The organism is Fusobacterium necrogenes (genome assembly GCF_900450765.1).
Classification (GTDB): domain Bacteria; phylum Fusobacteriota; class Fusobacteriia; order Fusobacteriales; family Fusobacteriaceae; genus Fusobacterium_A; species Fusobacterium_A necrogenes.
The window spans coordinates 246,830-262,358 of sequence record NZ_UGGU01000003.1 but is presented as its reverse complement, the minus strand read 5'-3'; the positions used below and the strand labels follow the sequence as shown (position 1 = coordinate 262,358).

Genomic DNA, 15,529 nt, shown 5'->3' with positions numbered 1-15,529 from the left:
AAAATTTTGGGGGAAATATGATAAATGAAAATGAAATCTTAACAATTGCTAACTTAGCTGGAAAGATAGCCTTACAAAGTGGTGCTGAGACCTACAGAGTAGAAGATATAATCACAAGGATTTGTAAACATTATGGACTTAATGCTCAATGCTTTGTATCTATTACATGTATAATAACATCTGTACGTAATTATAAAGGAGAACTGTTCTGCTCTGTAGAAAGAATAGCAACTAGAAGTACAAATTTAAATAAAATTCATGAAATAAATCAAGTTATTAGAGATTTAAATAAATATAGCTTCAATGAATTTTATAATAAGATTATTTTTTTAAACAAAGAAATTCTATATGGTAAATTTATCTATTTTTTAGCTTATTCCTTTGGTGCTTTTTCTTTTGCTCTACTCTTTAAAGGTGGAATAAAAGATGGAATTAGTGCCTTTATTGGTGGGGGAGTTATATTTTTAATTTCTGATTTAGCAAATAAATTAGAAACAAATACCTTTTTTTTAAATACTTTAGGAGGTTTTTTTTGCACACTTCTTTCATATTTAAGTGTACAAATAGGTTTTACTAATACTGTATCTTACTCCACTATAGGTACCATTATGCTCTTAGTTCCAGGTATTTCTTTTACTAATGCTATTAGGGATTTAGTGGCTGGAGATTTACTTTCAGGAATATCCCGAGCTGTTGAAGCATTATTAATTGGAGTCGCTCTTGCAGCTGGAACTGGTTTTGCTCTATTTTTAATTTTAAAATTAGGTGAATTTAAATGAAACAAGTACTAATTGAAATTACTTCTGCAGCTGGAAGCACTCTAGCTTTTGGAATTATTTTTAATCTTAAAGGTAAAAAATTAATTTTTGCTTCTATTGGAGGAGCTTTAGGATGGACTATATATATCCTTTTTAAATCTTCCAATCACTCCACTGCTTTTTCTTTTTTTTGCTCAGCAATAGGAATAACAATATATTCAGAAATTATAGCTAGACTTTTAAAAACTCCTGTAACATCAACACTTATTGCTAGTTTAATTCCTTTAGTTCCTGGAAGTGGTATATATTTTACAATGTCATATTTTATAGAAGGAAAAAATTCAGAAGCTCTCCAAAGTGGTATAAATACTTTCATGTTAACTTTTGCTATTACCTCTGGTATAGTTGTAGTATCTACTTTCTCACAAATTTATTATAAATTCAAACGTTATAGGAATATTAAACAAAAATTAAAACTTAGAAAGAGAAATATAAAATTTAAGTGATAAAAATATTATATCACTAATTTAAAAGGACTGATCTTTTATTTAAGAATCAGTCCTTTTAATTGTATCTTTTAATATCAATTCTTATTAAGTTCTCTTTAATTTATATTTAAATAGTTATACCTTTTTACAATTGGATATACTTGCTTTTAACTAAATACTTTTCATCATTTCCATTGATATATAAAACTGTTCCTCCTTTTATGTGATCAATTATCTCCTTTGAAATATTTTCTGGAATAGCAGGGCATCCCAGACTTCTTCCTAAAAACCCGTATTTTTCCATAAATTCTTTGGTAGCATAATCAGCTCCATGTATCACTATATGTCTCAACATAGCATTAGAATTTATTCCAGGTTCTAAACCTACTAATCTTAGAGAATATCCATTACTTCCATCATATGTATTTTTTGTTATATAAAAACCTAAAGAGCTCTGATAAGAGTTTATATTATTTGAAAATTTCACTGCTCTATCTAATCCAGTATTCTTTCCATGACTTACATATGTTGAATAATCAACTTTTTTATTTTTTAAATCAATTACAAAAAATCTCTCTTCACTAGATGGTTTTGAAAAATCTATTATAGTAATATATTCAGGTTTTTTATCTTTGATTTTATTATAACCTTGAATAGCTTTAAGAAAAGTAGAATAGTCTAATTTTTCATCTATAGCTAAACTTTTATAAATACATTTTATACTTTTTTCACTTCTTAAATCTATCCCAAACAAGATACTACTGCACAATATAAATACTAAAAAAATTTTTTTTAACATTTTTATGCATCCCCTTTAGATAAATATATACTTATTATTAATTATATTTAGTTTTATACAAAAAGTCAATAAAAATGCAACTTAGCATATACTTTTCTATTTCATATGATATAATTAAATTAAGACAAATAAAGGAGGCAAATCCATGTACCTAAAAGAACTAAAAATTACTAACTGGCAATGTATAAAAGAAACAAAAATAAATTTTGAAAATCTTATACTTTTTATTGGTCAAAGCAATAGTGGAAAATCTAGCATTATCTCAGCAATTATGTTTCTCTTAAAATATAGAAACTTTAGACCTAAAGATATTAGAAATGGATCTGACTATTTATCTCTTGAGGGGCATTTTTATACTCATACAAAATTAAATTTTAAATTAAATGAAATTGTTATTACTTCTAATGATATCTATTTAAAAATCATAAAAACATCTAAAAATGATACCGAGTATTTTATTTTACATGATAATATATGGATAAAAATCGCTGAAAGTGAGTATCAAACTTTAACAAACAATGTTCCACTTCTTTTTATTCCATCTTTTTCAGAAAAAGAGCAAACAAAGTTTTTTATTATCTCACTATTAAAAATACTCGAAAATAAAGAGATAGATCAACCAAAAACCTTAAATAAAATTGTATCTACTTTTAGTAAATTGCAAAATGAATATACTAGTAGAGGCCTATATAGAAATCTTATATTTGAAATATTTTCTACCTTAACTCAATATTCAAAAAAATTAGGAGAATCTCTTTTAGGAAACACTCTCATTCTTTTTGAAGAACCGGAATTTTATCTACATCCTCAAAAACAAAAAGAACTTTTTTACAACATATGTATACTCACAAAGCTTGGAACTCAAATATACGTCTCTACTCACTCTAATAATTTTATTAATTTACATATGTATAAGTCAATATGTATAGTTAGAAAAAATAAAAATTTTGGGACTAAAGTCTTTCAATTTAAAGGTCACCTATTTTCAGGAGATGAAATAAAAAACTTCAATATGAACTATTGGATAAATCCAGATAGAAGTGAATTATTCTTTGCTAAAAAAGTCATATTAGTAGAAGGCCAAACCGATAAAATAGTTTTAGGATATCTCTCTAAAAAATTAGATATATACAAGTATGATTATTCTATTTTAGAATGTGGTAGTAAAAGCCTCATTCCACAATTTATAAAACTATTAAATATTTTTAAAATTCCATATGTTGCTGTCTATGATAAGGATAATCATTTTTGGAGAACTCCAGAAGAGATTGAAAACTCAACTCAAAAAAATAAAACTATAGAAAATAGTGTAAAAAAAGAAATCGGAAGTTGTATAGCATTCGAAAATGATATTGAGGAAGAAATTTATCAAGAAAAAAGAGAAAGAAAAAATTATAAAAATAAACCTTTTTATGCATTGAAAACAGTTACTCATAAAGATTTTATTATTCCTAAAAGTTTAGAGAAAAAAATAAAATTCATTTTTAAATGAATTATTTTAAATATAACTTTATAAAATATATAGTAAATAAAAAATAAAGGTTGAAAATAAACAGAGCAAGCTTTATACTTTCTATAAATTAAGTTATACTTGCTCTTCCTTTTTAATCAAAATTACAAAAATTATTTTTTAACATAACTATTATAAAAACTCTTAAATTTTTCCACTACTAAATCTGGTGTTACTAAATCTTCTTGCTCTTTAGCTGAGTATTTACTATATGCATCAGGATCTACATCTAATGGTCCTACTCCTTGGTGTCTTTCATCCTCTACTATCCACTCTTTTATATCTAAATTAGGTCTTTGCACTATAAAACTAGGTGTTCCTACAGCTTGAGCCAAGTGTCTAGGTCCTCCTTCATTCCCAAAAAACATATCACAATTTTTGAGTAACATTGCTAATTCCCTTATATCTTTAGTTTCTACATTAGTAAATATATGTGGATCATAATCTAATCTTTCATGAGCTTTTAAAGCAAATTCCTTCTCTTCTTGAGAATAATAAAAAATTATTTGAGGATCAATCTCAGCTATTATTCTTTTAGTTATCTCTAACATCTTATCTATATTAAATACCTTTGCTGGAACCCTAGAATTAATAGCAAAAGCAAATACTGGTTTAGAAAAGTCTACACCTGCTTTTACCATTTTATCTCTCATATATATTTTTTCTTCTTCTGATATATGTATAGAAAAATCCTCTATATATTTTACATCATACTCTTGCTCTAAAGGCTTTAACATTTTTAAAAATTTATCTACTTTATTTTTTGTTCCTTTTGGCTCTTCTATTTTATGAGTATATGTATATCCTCTCTTTTTTTTAGCTCTTCCTATTCTATATTTAGCTCCCCTAGAAAATAATGTAAACACTTCACTTTTAGGAGTAGACATTATATCTATCACTATATCATAATGAGTTCTAGTAACTTGCCAAGCTTTTTTAATATATTTAAAAGGATTCTTTTGCTCCTCCTTAGTTATTTTTATTACATTATCTATCCCTTGATGTTTTTCAAAAATAGGGGCCACATGCTCATACACTACATAGTCTACCTGTGCATCCGGAAAGGTCTGCTTAAGTGTAGTACATATTGGAGCTGCTAAAATAGAATCCCCTATCTGTCTAAATCTAACTACTAATATTTTCATTCTTCTCTCCTTTTTATTCTCTATAATTTTCTTTGAAAAAATTTTCTATATCTTTTTCATTTTTCATTACATAACCTATTATATTATCTAATAATATATCTGTTTCAGAGATAACTTCAACATTTTTTAATTGAAATCTCATCTTTCACCTTCACTTATTTTCTCCTAAATTATACCACTTTTTTCTAAATTTCCCTAGAAAAAAAGGAAATACAAGAAAGTTTTGCTCTCTTATATTTCCTAATTTATTAATCATTGTAATATAAATTTTCCGTTGGGAACACTTGATCACAAGTTAAATCAATTCCTAACTTTCTTAAAGTTTGTTCATTAGTTTTTCCAAGTATATTTGTACAGTGAGCTTGAGTTCCTTTTAGCATTGATAATTTTTGTACGGCCACTTGTGCCATTGGGTTAGTTGCTGCACAGATACTTAATGCCATAAGTATCTCTTCACAGTTTAGAGCTATATTTTTACTTTGAAGAGTTTTATCTTTCAAATTTAAGATTGGTTCTAATACAACTGGAGAGATTAATAGTATCTCATCATTAATTCCAGCAAAGTATTTTACAGCATTTAAAATAGCTGCTGAAGCTGCATCCATAAGTGGAGATGCCTTACCAGTTATCATAGTTCCATCTAGTAATTCAAACGCTATTGCAGAAGCTGGCTCAGTTTGTTTAGATTTTATATCCTCTAATTTTTTTCTAGCTACCCCTACAACTTTTCTATCCTCTTCTTTTAAATCCAATGCATCCATTATTATGCGAGTTCTTTTAAAAGTTTCGTAATCTACATAACCTTTTTTATATTCACAACCAGTTTTGAAATATCTTCTAATTATTTCTTGTTTAGAAGCCTCTTTTATTATTTCATCATCTACTATTCCAAATCCTACTCTATTAACTCCCATATCTGTTGGAGATTGATAGATTGACTCCTTACCAGTTATCTTTTCTATTATTCTTTTTAATAACGGGAAAGCCTCTACATCACGATTATAATTTACAGCTGTTTCTCCATATTTTTCTAAATGGAATGGATCTATCATATTAACATCTTGCAAATCTACAGTTGCTGCCTCATAAGCTATATTTAAAGGATGTTTTAAAGGTACATTCCATACTGGAAAAGTTTCAAACTTAGAATATCCAGCTGCATTTCCTCTTTTATATTCATGATATAATTGACTCAAACAAGTAGCTAATTTCCCACTTCCTGGTCCAGGTGCTGTTACTACAACTATTGGCTTAGTTGTTTCCACGTATGGATTTTGTCCATATCCTTCATCACTAACTATTACATCTACATCTGTAGGATAGCCTTTTGTAGCTCTATGTTTATATACTTTTATACCTCTACGTTCTAACTTATTAATAAATAAAGTTGTTGCAGGCTGATCATTATATCTTGTAATCACAACACTATTCACTTGAAGTTCATGCTCTCTTAAGTCATCTATCAGTCTAAAAACTTCCATATCATAGGTGATTCCAAAATCTCCTCTAATTTTATTTCTTTCAATATCACCCGCATAAACACAAATTATTACTTCAAGTTTATCTTTTAATTTATGTAATACTTTTATCTTAGCATTTTCATCAAATCCTGGTAAAACCCTCTTAGCATGTAAATCAAACATAAGTTTTCCACCAAATTCAAGATAAAGCTTATCGTAATTATTTACTCTTTCTAAAATATATTTAGATTGTTCTTCAAGGTACTTATCGTGATCAAATCCTATCTTCATTATTTGCTTCTCCTTATAATTAAAATTCATTCGACTTTATATTGTACCATAGAATTTAAATAATTACTACTATTTTATTGAGAATTTATTTTAGAAAGAGTATTCTAATCCTACCTTATAAATCATACTTTCTTGTTTCATATAGTTTTGCATATTTCTTTGAGTATCTCTAAAAATAAACTTTCTGTACTCTACTCCAAAAAGTAAATTTAATTTACTTTTTTCCCATTCAAATATATTTACATTATTTACAAACGAAAGAGAATAATCCTCTTTTATATTATCATATGGAATTCCATATCTTCCTCTTAACTCAAGTTTATAATTATCAGTTATGCTATATTCTGAATCAAATCCCACATTTACTTGCCCCCATCCAAATTTTCTTCTACTTGATATTGAATTACCATTTTGATCCTTAGCTGCATATCTATATTCAAATCTACTTCCTACCCATTCTGCTACTGGACTAAATTTAAGTTTATCTATCTTAGATATATTATACCCAGCTCCAAAATGGAAATTTATATATTGATGCTCAGTTTTCATTCTCGAACCTGCTGGTATTTTATTATTATGAGTTATAAGTTCCTCTTTAAGAGTAGCCTCTCCATCAAAAACCATGTATCTTAATCTAAAATAAGCAGATAGTTTATCCCAATTAGCAGTAAAATCTCCTTCATAGAAATTTATGTAATCTATCCCTAACTCATCGAAAGTTGGTCTTTTCTCTGAAGTACTTCCTTTAGCTCCTCCTTTAGGTATTTGCACAAAACCTTTTAATGAAGAATAATCATAATACCCTCTTATAGAATAACTTTGTGGTTTTTCAAATTTATCAAAAAAACCTTCCTCTGCAAAAGCCAATCCAGATAAACTAAGTAATAAAAATATAATTTTCTTTTTCATATATATATCTCCTTCAGTAATTTTTCTTAATAATAACACATTTTACACACAATTTCAACATATAATATTTACTTAATCAAGTTTTAAAATATCTTAACTTCTAGAAAATATATAATTTATAACTATCTACCTATCTCTATCTCTTATGTAATCAGCTAAATCTAGAAAAATTTGACACTTTGTTTTACCAAATCTAGTTATCACCATACTCTTAGCTTTCTCTATCGTTTCTACTAAGAGTTTTTTACTCTCTGTTAGACCTAAAATAGATGGATAGGTGGATTTGTTATGCTCTAAGTCACTTCCTACTGGTTTACCAATAGTTTCAAAATCTCCCTCAATATCTAATATATCGTCTTTTATTTGGAAAGCAAGTCCAATTAATTCAGAATATTTTGTAAGTACTTCTCTATCCTCAATAGAAGCATCAGCTATTACACAAGCTACTTCCACAGGTAATTTTATAAGCTTTCCTGTCTTATGTGCATGCATATATCTCAAAGTTTCTAAATCTATTTTTTTACCTTCACTAGCAATATCTACCATCTGTCCACCAATCATTCCATTGATACCAGCATAACTAGATGTAAGCTTTACTATTTCAACTATCTTGTCAGCTGAAAGATGAGAGTTTTTCTCAGTAAGTACATAGAAAGCATGTGTTAAAAGAGCATCTCCTATAAGTATCCCCTCTGCCTCTCCAAACTTTTTATGAGTAGTAAGCTTTCCTCTTCTATAATCATCATTATCTAAAGCTGGTAAGTCATCGTGCACTAAAGAGTAAGAGTGTATCATCTCAATAGCTGAAGCTGTAGCTAACCCTTTTTCTCTTTCACACCCTAAAATATCCAAAGTCATAAATAGAAGTATAGGTCTTAATCTTTTTCCACCATTTAATACAGCATATTTCATTCCTTCTGCTATAACCTCTGGATAAGTTAACTCTCCTAGATACTTATCAATTCCATCTTCTACTAATTTTTTTCCCATTCCAAGATAATCTTTAAATAACATCTTATACCTCCTCAAGTAGTATCCCTTCATCCTTTTCCACTACTTTCAAGACTTTTCCTTCAGCTTTATTCAATAAGTCAGATGATTTTTTTAGTAACTTCATAGCTGTTTCATACTCTTTTATAGAGTCAGCAAGAGATAAATCTCCGCTTTCTAATTTCTCTATTATTTCATCTATCTCTGCTAAATTTTCTTCAAATTTCATATTTCCTCCTATCTAGTATAGAAAGTTATACATTTTTTTCCATATTTTCTTTCATCAGCTTTTTTATACTCTCCCACAATATCAGCCATCTCTTCAAAAACATGGTGTTCACATATTATTAGTCCATCCTCAGCTAAGATTTTATGTTTTTCAATAGCTTTCATAACCCTTGTACATACCTCATCTTTATATGGTGGGTCCATAAAGATTATATTAAATTTTTCTCCTTTTCTTCCTAAGATTTCAATAGCTCTTAACGCATCATTTTTATAAGCTCTACATCTATCTTCATAACCTAAGTTATTTACATTTTCTATTATATATTTTAGAGCTTCAGAATCTTTCTCGATCATCACAGCTCTCTTAGCTCCTCTGCTTAAAGCCTCTAGAGATATGCTTCCACTTCCACTAAATAGATCTAAAAATACAGAGTCTGGAACATATGGAGCTATTATAGAAAATAATGACTCCTTCATACTTCCTAATGTAGGTCTTGTATCTATTCCCTTTCTACTCTTTATTTTCTTATTCTTTGCATCTCCTGCAATTATTCTCATCACATCAACTCCATTAATAGATAAACACTGCATCTCCAAAACTGAAGAAATGATACTTTTCTTTTACAGCAGTTTCATATACACTCAACATAAACTTTCTGCTTGAAAAAGCTGATACCAACATAAGTAAAGTAGATTTTGGTAGGTGAAAATTTGTAATAAGAGCATCTATAACTTTAAACTCATATCCTGGATAAATAAATATATCTGTACTTGCCTTTTGAGCAATTACTTTTCCATTCTCATTTACTGATGATTCCAATGCTCTTGTACTTGTAGTTCCTACTGAGATTATTCTTCTTCCTTCAGCCTTTCCTTTGTTAATTATATCTGCTGCCTCTTGAGGTATCTCAAATATTTCCTCATGCATCTTATGGTCTAGCACATCTTCAGTCTGTACTGGTCTAAATGTTCCTAGTCCTACCTCAAGAAATATATCTACAATCTTTATTCCCTTTTTTTCTATCTTTTCTAAAAGTTCTTTAGTGAAATGTAGACCAGCTGTTGGTGCTGCTACTGACTCTCCTCTTTGAGCATACACAGTTTGATATCTCTCTTTTTCCTTTAAAGTTTCCACTATATATGGTGGTAATGGCATATTTCCTAGTTTATCTAATACCTCTTCAAAAGCTCCTTCATAGGTAAATTTTAAAACTCTATTTCCATCATCTTTTATCTCTATTAGTTCAGCTACAAGTTCACTATTTTGTCCCACATATAATTTTTGCCCAAGTTTTAATTTTTTAGCTGGTTTAAGTAGACACTCCCAAGTATCTAGATTTATTCTTTTTATAAGTAAAATCTCCAACACTCCACCAGTCTCTTTATGTCCAAAAAGTCTAGCTGGAATTACCTTAGTAGAGTTTCTTACTAAGATATCTCCCTCTTGTAGATAATCTATTATATCATAAAAATGCTTATGCTCTATCTTTTTATTAGTTTTATCTACCAACATAAGTCTAGCATGGTCTCTAGGCTCTCTTGGCTCCTGTCCTATTAACTCCTCTGGTAGATGGTAATCATAATCATGTAGTTTTGTAGACATTAATTTTCCTCTCTTCTCTTTCCAATTACTACTCTATCTATTCCACCATAATCTTTTACTATTGATAGTACATCAAATCCATTTTCTCTCATAAAATCAGCTACTTTTTCAGCCTGATTATGTCCCACTTCAAAAGCTAAATATCCATCTTCTGTCAAAAACTCCTTAGCCTCTTTGGATATTTTTTCATAGAAATAGTACCCATCTCCATTGTCAGTCAAAGCATTTTTAGGCTCATACTTCAATACCTCTGGCATGAGTCCCACATACTCCTCTGTTGGAATATATGGGGGATTTGAAACTATCAGACTAAATTTCACATTTTTGTATTTCTCATCTCTTAAGGTAGAAAAAACATCTGACTTAAGAAATTTTACATTAGTAGCCTCATTCATATCTCTATTTTGTATAGCTACCTCTAAAGCTCTCTCACTTATATCTAGTCCTAACACATGGGCATTAGGCAACTCTTTACCAAGTGATATAGCAATAGCTCCACTTCCTGTCCCTATATCCATTATCTTAGGACTAGGTAGCTCATTTACAAGATATTTACATTGTTCTACCAATATCTCTGTATCAGCTCTAGGAATAAGAACTCTCTCATCTACTTTAAATGGATATCCATAAAATTCCCATTCTCCAAGTAGATATTGTAAAGGTTTTCTCTCTTTTCCTCTAGCTACTAACATCTCTCTTATTCTATTTTTATCTTCCTCTTCTATCTTTTTATTTAGATTCAAAGTAAGTGTTACTCTACTTACCTTTAGGATATGTGCAAAAATATATTCAGCATCAAGTCTTGCATTAGGTACCTGATGTTTCTCTAGATATTCAATGGATTTTTTGAGTAGATCATAATTTTCCTCTTTATAGTTTTTAGTATCTAACTCTAAATCTCCCTTTTTTTCTATAAGTTCATCAAAACCTATTCTACCTCTTGCCATCTCCCTTAGGTATTTTTTTATTGTATCTTTTTGTTCTGTTGTAAGCTCCATATCAAAATATGCATAGAGAGTTATTCTATCTAATTTTAAAACTGCTGCTATAAGTTTTTCACTTTCAAGACGGGGTTTTGAAAAAGAGTATTTTTGCAAATACTCTTTTGAAAAATTTAATATTTCTAACAAATTCATATTACTCTTCTGATGCACTAGCTAACATCTCAGCTTGGTTGAATGTGATAAGAGCATCTATCATCTCATCTATGTCTCCATCTAAGAATGCATCTAATTGATATACAGTAAATTTAATTCTGTGGTCTGTAATTCTTCCTTGTGGGAAGTTGTATGTTCTGATCTTTTCAGATCTATCCCCTGTTCCTACTTGAAGTTTTCTTTCACTCTCTACTTGACTTCTTTGTTTTTCGCACTCCATCTCATATAGCTTTGATACTAAGTGCTTCATAGCTTTCTCTCTATTTTTTAACTGAGATCTCTCATCTTGACATTGTACTACTATTCCTGTTGGTAAGTGAGTAATTCTAACAGCTGAGTCAGTCATATTTACGTGCTGTCCTCCAGCTCCTCCAGATCTATATGTATCTATCTTAAGGTCTTTAGGATCAATTTTTACCTCTTTTACGTCCTCTACCTCTGGTAATACAGCTACTGTAGCTGTTGATGTATGTACTCTTCCTGCTGATTCTGTTTCAGGTACTCTTTGTACTCTATGTACTCCAGATTCAAATTTTAATCTTGAATAAGCTCCAAGCCCATTGATACTGAATACTGCCTCTTTTATTCCTCCAATACCGATCTCTTGTTTTTCGATTATCTCCACTTTCCACTTTCTTCTTTCTGCATATCTATTATACATTCTGAATAGGTCTCCAGCAAATAGAGCAGCCTCATCTCCACCTGCTCCTCCCCTGATCTCTACGATAACGTTTTTATCATCATTTTCATCTTTTGGAAGTAAAAGAATTTTTAACTCTTTTTCATAATCAGGTAACTTCTCTTCAAGTTCTTTTTGCTCTTCATTCATCATCTCTCTCATATCAGGATCTTTTTCGTTTCTAATATTTTCTTTTATAAATTGTAGATCCTCACTAAGAGTTTTATACTCTTTATATTTTTCTACAAGCGGTGTTATATCAGCTAATGCTTTATTACATTCCATCATTTTTTTAGGATCAGATAAAATTTCTGAAGAGCCTAACATCTCATTAAGCTCATTAAATCTTCTTACAACTTCTTCTAACTTAGCGAACACTATCTTCTCATCTCCTTTTCTACACTATAACTTAACAATTATAGCATATTTATCTAAAAAAATCAATTTAAAGGGAAGTTAGTTATTTATTTTAGTTACTGGTATCACTATTTCAATAATACCACCTATTCCATTTTCTGTTGGTATAGCTAATTCTTTCATAAACTCTATAGAATATCCCAATTTCCTATATTTTGTTTTCTTTATATATCTATCTATATTTTTATAAGTAGTGTTCAAAGATATATAAGAATCTTGATGATTAACCCTAAAACACTCTCCTATTTTTAAATACTCACAACCATTGAATCTTTTCTCCTTAGGTATTAGAATTCCTAATTTTAACACTGGTATCATCTCTTCATCAACCACTAATTCTAATTTCCTAAGATCCACTATATTTATATATTTTGTATCCTCTATCTTATTTTTCCTCGCTACCTCATCTAACTTTTCATAAATTTCAATCATCTCTTTCTCATCTTTTGGATTTTTCATTGAAATATAATACCATAATATTTCTTCTCTCATTTCAAATATTGCATCATTTTTATTTTCTAGAAGATAATCTTGTAGATTTTTTATTCTATTACTTATTCTACTTTTTACTCTTTGTAACTCATTTATTCTAGTATCTATATTTTTTATTTTTTTCTAGAAATTTTATATTCTCTTTTGGACTTCTAAGCTCACTAAAACTTTTTACCTCTTCTAAAGAAAATCCAGCTCTTTTCAATATAAGTATAAACATTAACTCCCATATTTGATCTTTTGAGTAATATCTATATCCATTTTCATTATCCACTTCAAAAGGAACTAGAATATTTTTTTATGATAAAATATCAAAGTTTGCCTTGAAATATTAAATATTTTTGCCACTTCAGAAATTCTATACTTAATCTTCATAATCTCTCCTACTAGATCATAGTATCTCCCTATATTTTAGACAAATATATAAAAACTCAAGAATGATAAATTTTATTAAACAATAAAAATCATTCTCGAGTCATCTTAATTACTTTTTAAATTTTCATATTCTTATCTCTGACCATTTTTTCAATTTTTCTTACTCTTTTATCTATCTCGTTTAATCTAAATTCTAAAGAATTAAGTATCCAAAATTGAAAATGGTTAGCTCTTTGAAATTCATAAAACATCCATATAACTTTAAATATAGCTAATATAATAACAATTTCTAATGTCAAAAATAAGGTTATTTTTTCTAGTACAACACCTAATATTAGCAAAATAGCAATAAGTAGAACAAATATAGAACTCACTATCTTATGTTGTTTATTATTTTTTCCCCCTATTTCACCCACAATATTTCTTATTCTTTCTTTTTCTTTTTTAAATTCATCTAATTCTTGCCTTAATTGCTCATCCCTACTCATATAAATTCAACCCCTTATATCAATATATTCTTAACTATCTCTATACTTCCCAATCTCTTGGATATTTAAATCCTGTTCCTATTCCTCTTGAAAAAACCTTTGCAATTATAGGCATAACTCTTTTATATTGCATAATCTTAGTTCTTTTGATTATCTTTTTTACCACTTCCTGAGAATATCCATCTTTAACTATTTCATCAATATTTTTTCTTTCTTCTACATATTTATATAATATCTCATCTGCCATTTTATAAGAATACCCTAATTCTTGTTCATCAGTTTGGCCTTCCCAAAGATCAGCACTTGGTTTTTTATCTATAATCTCATTAGGTACACCCATATGTCTTGATAAGGCCCACACATGAGTTTTATATAAGTCTCCTATAGCATTGATAGCTGATGCTGCATCTCCAAACTGTGTCCCATAACCTAGTAATAACTCAGTTTTATTAGAAGTTCCCAATACAAGTGCAGACTCTGCTGCTGAGTGATCAAATAATATCGACATTCTCTCCCTTGCCATTTTATTTCCTTTTCTTAAACTACTCATATCTGGATTCATAGTAATGTATGCATCTACCATAGGAGTTATTTCTACTATCTTACTTCTTATTCCTATTTTTTCTATCACAAGTTTAGCATGTTCAATACTCTCTTTACTAGATGTTTTATATGGCATCATTATTCCTAGTACATTTTCTGGCTTAAAAGCCTTAGCTGCCAAAAAAGCTACTAGAGCTGAATCTATCCCACCAGAAAGTCCAAGTACTACCTTCTTAAATCCTACCTTACCAGCTTCTTCATTTAAAAAATTTACAAGTATCTCTTCTAATACATTTAAATCTATACTCAGCTTCTCCATAACTCCTCCACAATTATCTATCCAATCCAAATTTCCCAAGTTTACAGCTTCTATAATCCCTGAGTACTGTATAAGCTGCTTGTTGTATATTTAGACTCTCTCCTTTATTAAGCATCTTACATCTGAAAGCTATTTTCTCTAAAATTTCTCCCATTATTTCACTTTTATCTTCATCTAAAAGCTTATATCTTTCTTTTAGTATCCTCCACATTTCATATTTTATCATCTTAGAAATTAATATTCCAGCAATCTCTTCTATTGGTAATATCTCATCTTTTATAGCTCCACTAATAGCTAAATTCTGTCCAACTTCTTCACTTTCAAATTTAGGCCAAAGTATTCCTGGCATATCCAAAAGTTCTAGTCCATCCTTTATTCTTACCCATTGTTTTCCTTTAGTAAATCCTGGTTTATTACCTACTCCAGCACTATTTTTTCCAACAATTCTATTAATAAGTCTAGATTTTCCAACATTTGGTATCCCTACAACCATAAGCCTTGTATTCACTTTTCTAAGGCCTTTAGCTTGCATTCTCTCTTTTTTCTCTGCTGATACCTTATCTATTATTGAATATAATTCTTTTATATTAAAACCTGTTTCAGCACTTATTTCTAATACTTCATCAGCAAAATTATTCTCTTTAAAATAATTTTTCCAATAAATCAACTCTTTTTTATCTACAAGATCTGACTTATTTAAAACTATTACTCTTTTTTTATTCTTTGCAAAAACTGTAATATCTGGATTTTTACTAGATAAAGGTATTCTTGCATCTACAACTTCAAGAACAATATCTATAAGTTGCATATTCTCCTTTATTAAGTCTTTTGTCTTTTTCATATGTCCAGGATACCAATTAATCTTTGTCATTGACATA

General features: G+C 29.0%; 20 protein-coding genes and 1 pseudogene. 3 read left to right on the top strand and 18 right to left on the bottom strand.

Annotation, left to right across the window (positions count from 1 at the left end):
* Window positions 1–17 precede the first annotated feature (17 nt).
* Window positions 18–779, top strand: a complete 762-nt coding sequence (locus DYA59_RS01645) for a threonine/serine exporter family protein (protein ID WP_245943702.1) — start codon at window positions 18–20, stop codon at window positions 777–779.
* A complete protein-coding gene (locus tag DYA59_RS01640; RefSeq protein ID WP_115268738.1) occupies window positions 776–1,264 on the top strand; it encodes a threonine/serine exporter family protein in 489 nt (162 codons plus the stop codon). Before DYA59_RS01645 ends, DYA59_RS01640 begins: the two co-directional genes overlap by 4 nt.
* Before the next feature lie 127 nt (window positions 1,265–1,391).
* Here DYA59_RS01640 and DYA59_RS01635 read toward each other — a convergent pair whose 3' ends face one another.
* Entirely contained in the window at window positions 1,392–2,045 is a 654-nt protein-coding gene (locus DYA59_RS01635) for a murein L,D-transpeptidase catalytic domain family protein (protein WP_115268736.1), read from the bottom strand.
* Window positions 2,046–2,190: 145 nt separating this feature from the next.
* Here DYA59_RS01635 and DYA59_RS01630 point away from each other — a divergent pair, with 145 nt between their 5' ends.
* Window positions 2,191–3,537: an ATP-dependent nuclease gene (locus DYA59_RS01630; protein ID WP_115268734.1), complete on the top strand. Its 1,347-nt coding sequence runs from the start codon at window positions 2,191–2,193 to the stop codon at window positions 3,535–3,537.
* Between the two features lie 131 nt (window positions 3,538–3,668).
* Here the strand turns inward: DYA59_RS01630 and DYA59_RS01625 are convergent, their stop codons facing one another.
* From DYA59_RS01625 to ylqF, 17 genes and pseudogenes are all read right to left on the bottom strand, one after another.
* Window positions 3,669–4,700, bottom strand: a complete 1,032-nt coding sequence (locus tag DYA59_RS01625; protein WP_115268732.1) for a glycosyltransferase family 9 protein — start codon at window positions 4,698–4,700, stop codon at window positions 3,669–3,671.
* 13 nt (window positions 4,701–4,713) lie between these two features.
* Entirely contained in the window at window positions 4,714–4,842 is a 129-nt protein-coding gene (locus DYA59_RS09585; protein ID WP_281268932.1) for a hypothetical protein, read from the bottom strand.
* A gap of 106 nt (window positions 4,843–4,948) precedes the next feature.
* Complete coding sequence (locus tag DYA59_RS01620) at window positions 4,949–6,451, bottom strand: DUF1846 domain-containing protein (protein WP_115268730.1); 1,503 nt, start codon at window positions 6,449–6,451, stop codon at window positions 4,949–4,951.
* Between the two features lie 90 nt (window positions 6,452–6,541).
* The gene (locus tag DYA59_RS01615) at window positions 6,542–7,360 is read right to left on the bottom strand and encodes a TonB-dependent receptor (protein WP_115268728.1); all 819 of its coding nucleotides are present in this window, start codon (window positions 7,358–7,360) and stop codon (window positions 6,542–6,544) included.
* Window positions 7,361–7,486: 126 nt separating this feature from the next.
* Window positions 7,487–8,374, bottom strand: a complete 888-nt coding sequence (locus DYA59_RS01610; RefSeq protein ID WP_115268726.1) for a polyprenyl synthetase family protein — start codon at window positions 8,372–8,374, stop codon at window positions 7,487–7,489.
* A 1-nt stretch (window position 8,375) separates the two neighbouring features.
* Window positions 8,376–8,579: an exodeoxyribonuclease VII small subunit gene (xseB, locus tag DYA59_RS01605; protein WP_115268724.1), complete on the bottom strand. Its 204-nt coding sequence runs from the start codon at window positions 8,577–8,579 to the stop codon at window positions 8,376–8,378.
* A gap of 8 nt (window positions 8,580–8,587) precedes the next feature.
* The gene (gene rsmD, locus DYA59_RS01600) at window positions 8,588–9,169 is read right to left on the bottom strand and encodes a 16S rRNA (guanine(966)-N(2))-methyltransferase RsmD (protein ID WP_281268931.1); all 582 of its coding nucleotides are present in this window, start codon (window positions 9,167–9,169) and stop codon (window positions 8,588–8,590) included.
* Window positions 9,150–10,181 carry a tRNA preQ1(34) S-adenosylmethionine ribosyltransferase-isomerase QueA gene (queA, locus tag DYA59_RS01595; RefSeq protein ID WP_115268720.1) on the bottom strand — a complete coding sequence of 344 codons (1,032 nt, stop codon included), beginning with the start codon at window positions 10,179–10,181 and terminating at the stop codon, window positions 9,150–9,152. The genes rsmD and queA overlap by 20 nt, the downstream gene beginning before the upstream one ends.
* Window positions 10,181–11,317 carry a peptide chain release factor N(5)-glutamine methyltransferase gene (gene prmC, locus DYA59_RS01590; protein WP_115268718.1) on the bottom strand — a complete coding sequence of 379 codons (1,137 nt, stop codon included), beginning with the start codon at window positions 11,315–11,317 and terminating at the stop codon, window positions 10,181–10,183. The genes queA and prmC overlap by 1 nt, the downstream gene beginning before the upstream one ends.
* Window position 11,318: 1 nt before the next feature.
* A complete protein-coding gene (gene prfA / locus DYA59_RS01585) occupies window positions 11,319–12,395 on the bottom strand; it encodes a peptide chain release factor 1 (protein WP_115268716.1) in 1,077 nt (358 codons plus the stop codon).
* Between the two features lie 78 nt (window positions 12,396–12,473).
* A complete protein-coding gene (locus DYA59_RS01580) occupies window positions 12,474–12,893 on the bottom strand; it encodes a hypothetical protein (protein ID WP_115268714.1) in 420 nt (139 codons plus the stop codon).
* A gap of 130 nt (window positions 12,894–13,023) precedes the next feature.
* Window positions 13,024–13,146, bottom strand: a complete 123-nt coding sequence (locus DYA59_RS09580) for a hypothetical protein (RefSeq protein WP_342767457.1) — start codon at window positions 13,144–13,146, stop codon at window positions 13,024–13,026.
* A gap of 3 nt (window positions 13,147–13,149) precedes the next feature.
* A pseudogene (locus tag DYA59_RS09655) lies at window positions 13,150–13,200 on the bottom strand (hypothetical protein); the annotation flags it as partial.
* Window positions 13,201–13,211: 11 nt separating this feature from the next.
* The gene (locus DYA59_RS01570) at window positions 13,212–13,334 is read right to left on the bottom strand and encodes a MerR family transcriptional regulator (RefSeq protein WP_281268950.1); all 123 of its coding nucleotides are present in this window, start codon (window positions 13,332–13,334) and stop codon (window positions 13,212–13,214) included.
* An 83-nt stretch (window positions 13,335–13,417) separates the two neighbouring features.
* Window positions 13,418–13,789: a hypothetical protein gene (locus DYA59_RS01565; RefSeq protein ID WP_115268708.1), complete on the bottom strand. Its 372-nt coding sequence runs from the start codon at window positions 13,787–13,789 to the stop codon at window positions 13,418–13,420.
* Window positions 13,790–13,829: 40 nt separating this feature from the next.
* The gene (locus tag DYA59_RS01560; RefSeq protein ID WP_115268706.1) at window positions 13,830–14,651 is read right to left on the bottom strand and encodes an NAD+ synthase; all 822 of its coding nucleotides are present in this window, start codon (window positions 14,649–14,651) and stop codon (window positions 13,830–13,832) included.
* A 13-nt stretch (window positions 14,652–14,664) separates the two neighbouring features.
* Window positions 14,665–15,528, bottom strand: coding sequence for a ribosome biogenesis GTPase YlqF (gene ylqF / locus DYA59_RS01555; RefSeq protein WP_115268704.1), 864 nt, complete (start codon window positions 15,526–15,528; stop codon window positions 14,665–14,667).
* Window position 15,529 lies beyond the last annotated feature (1 nt).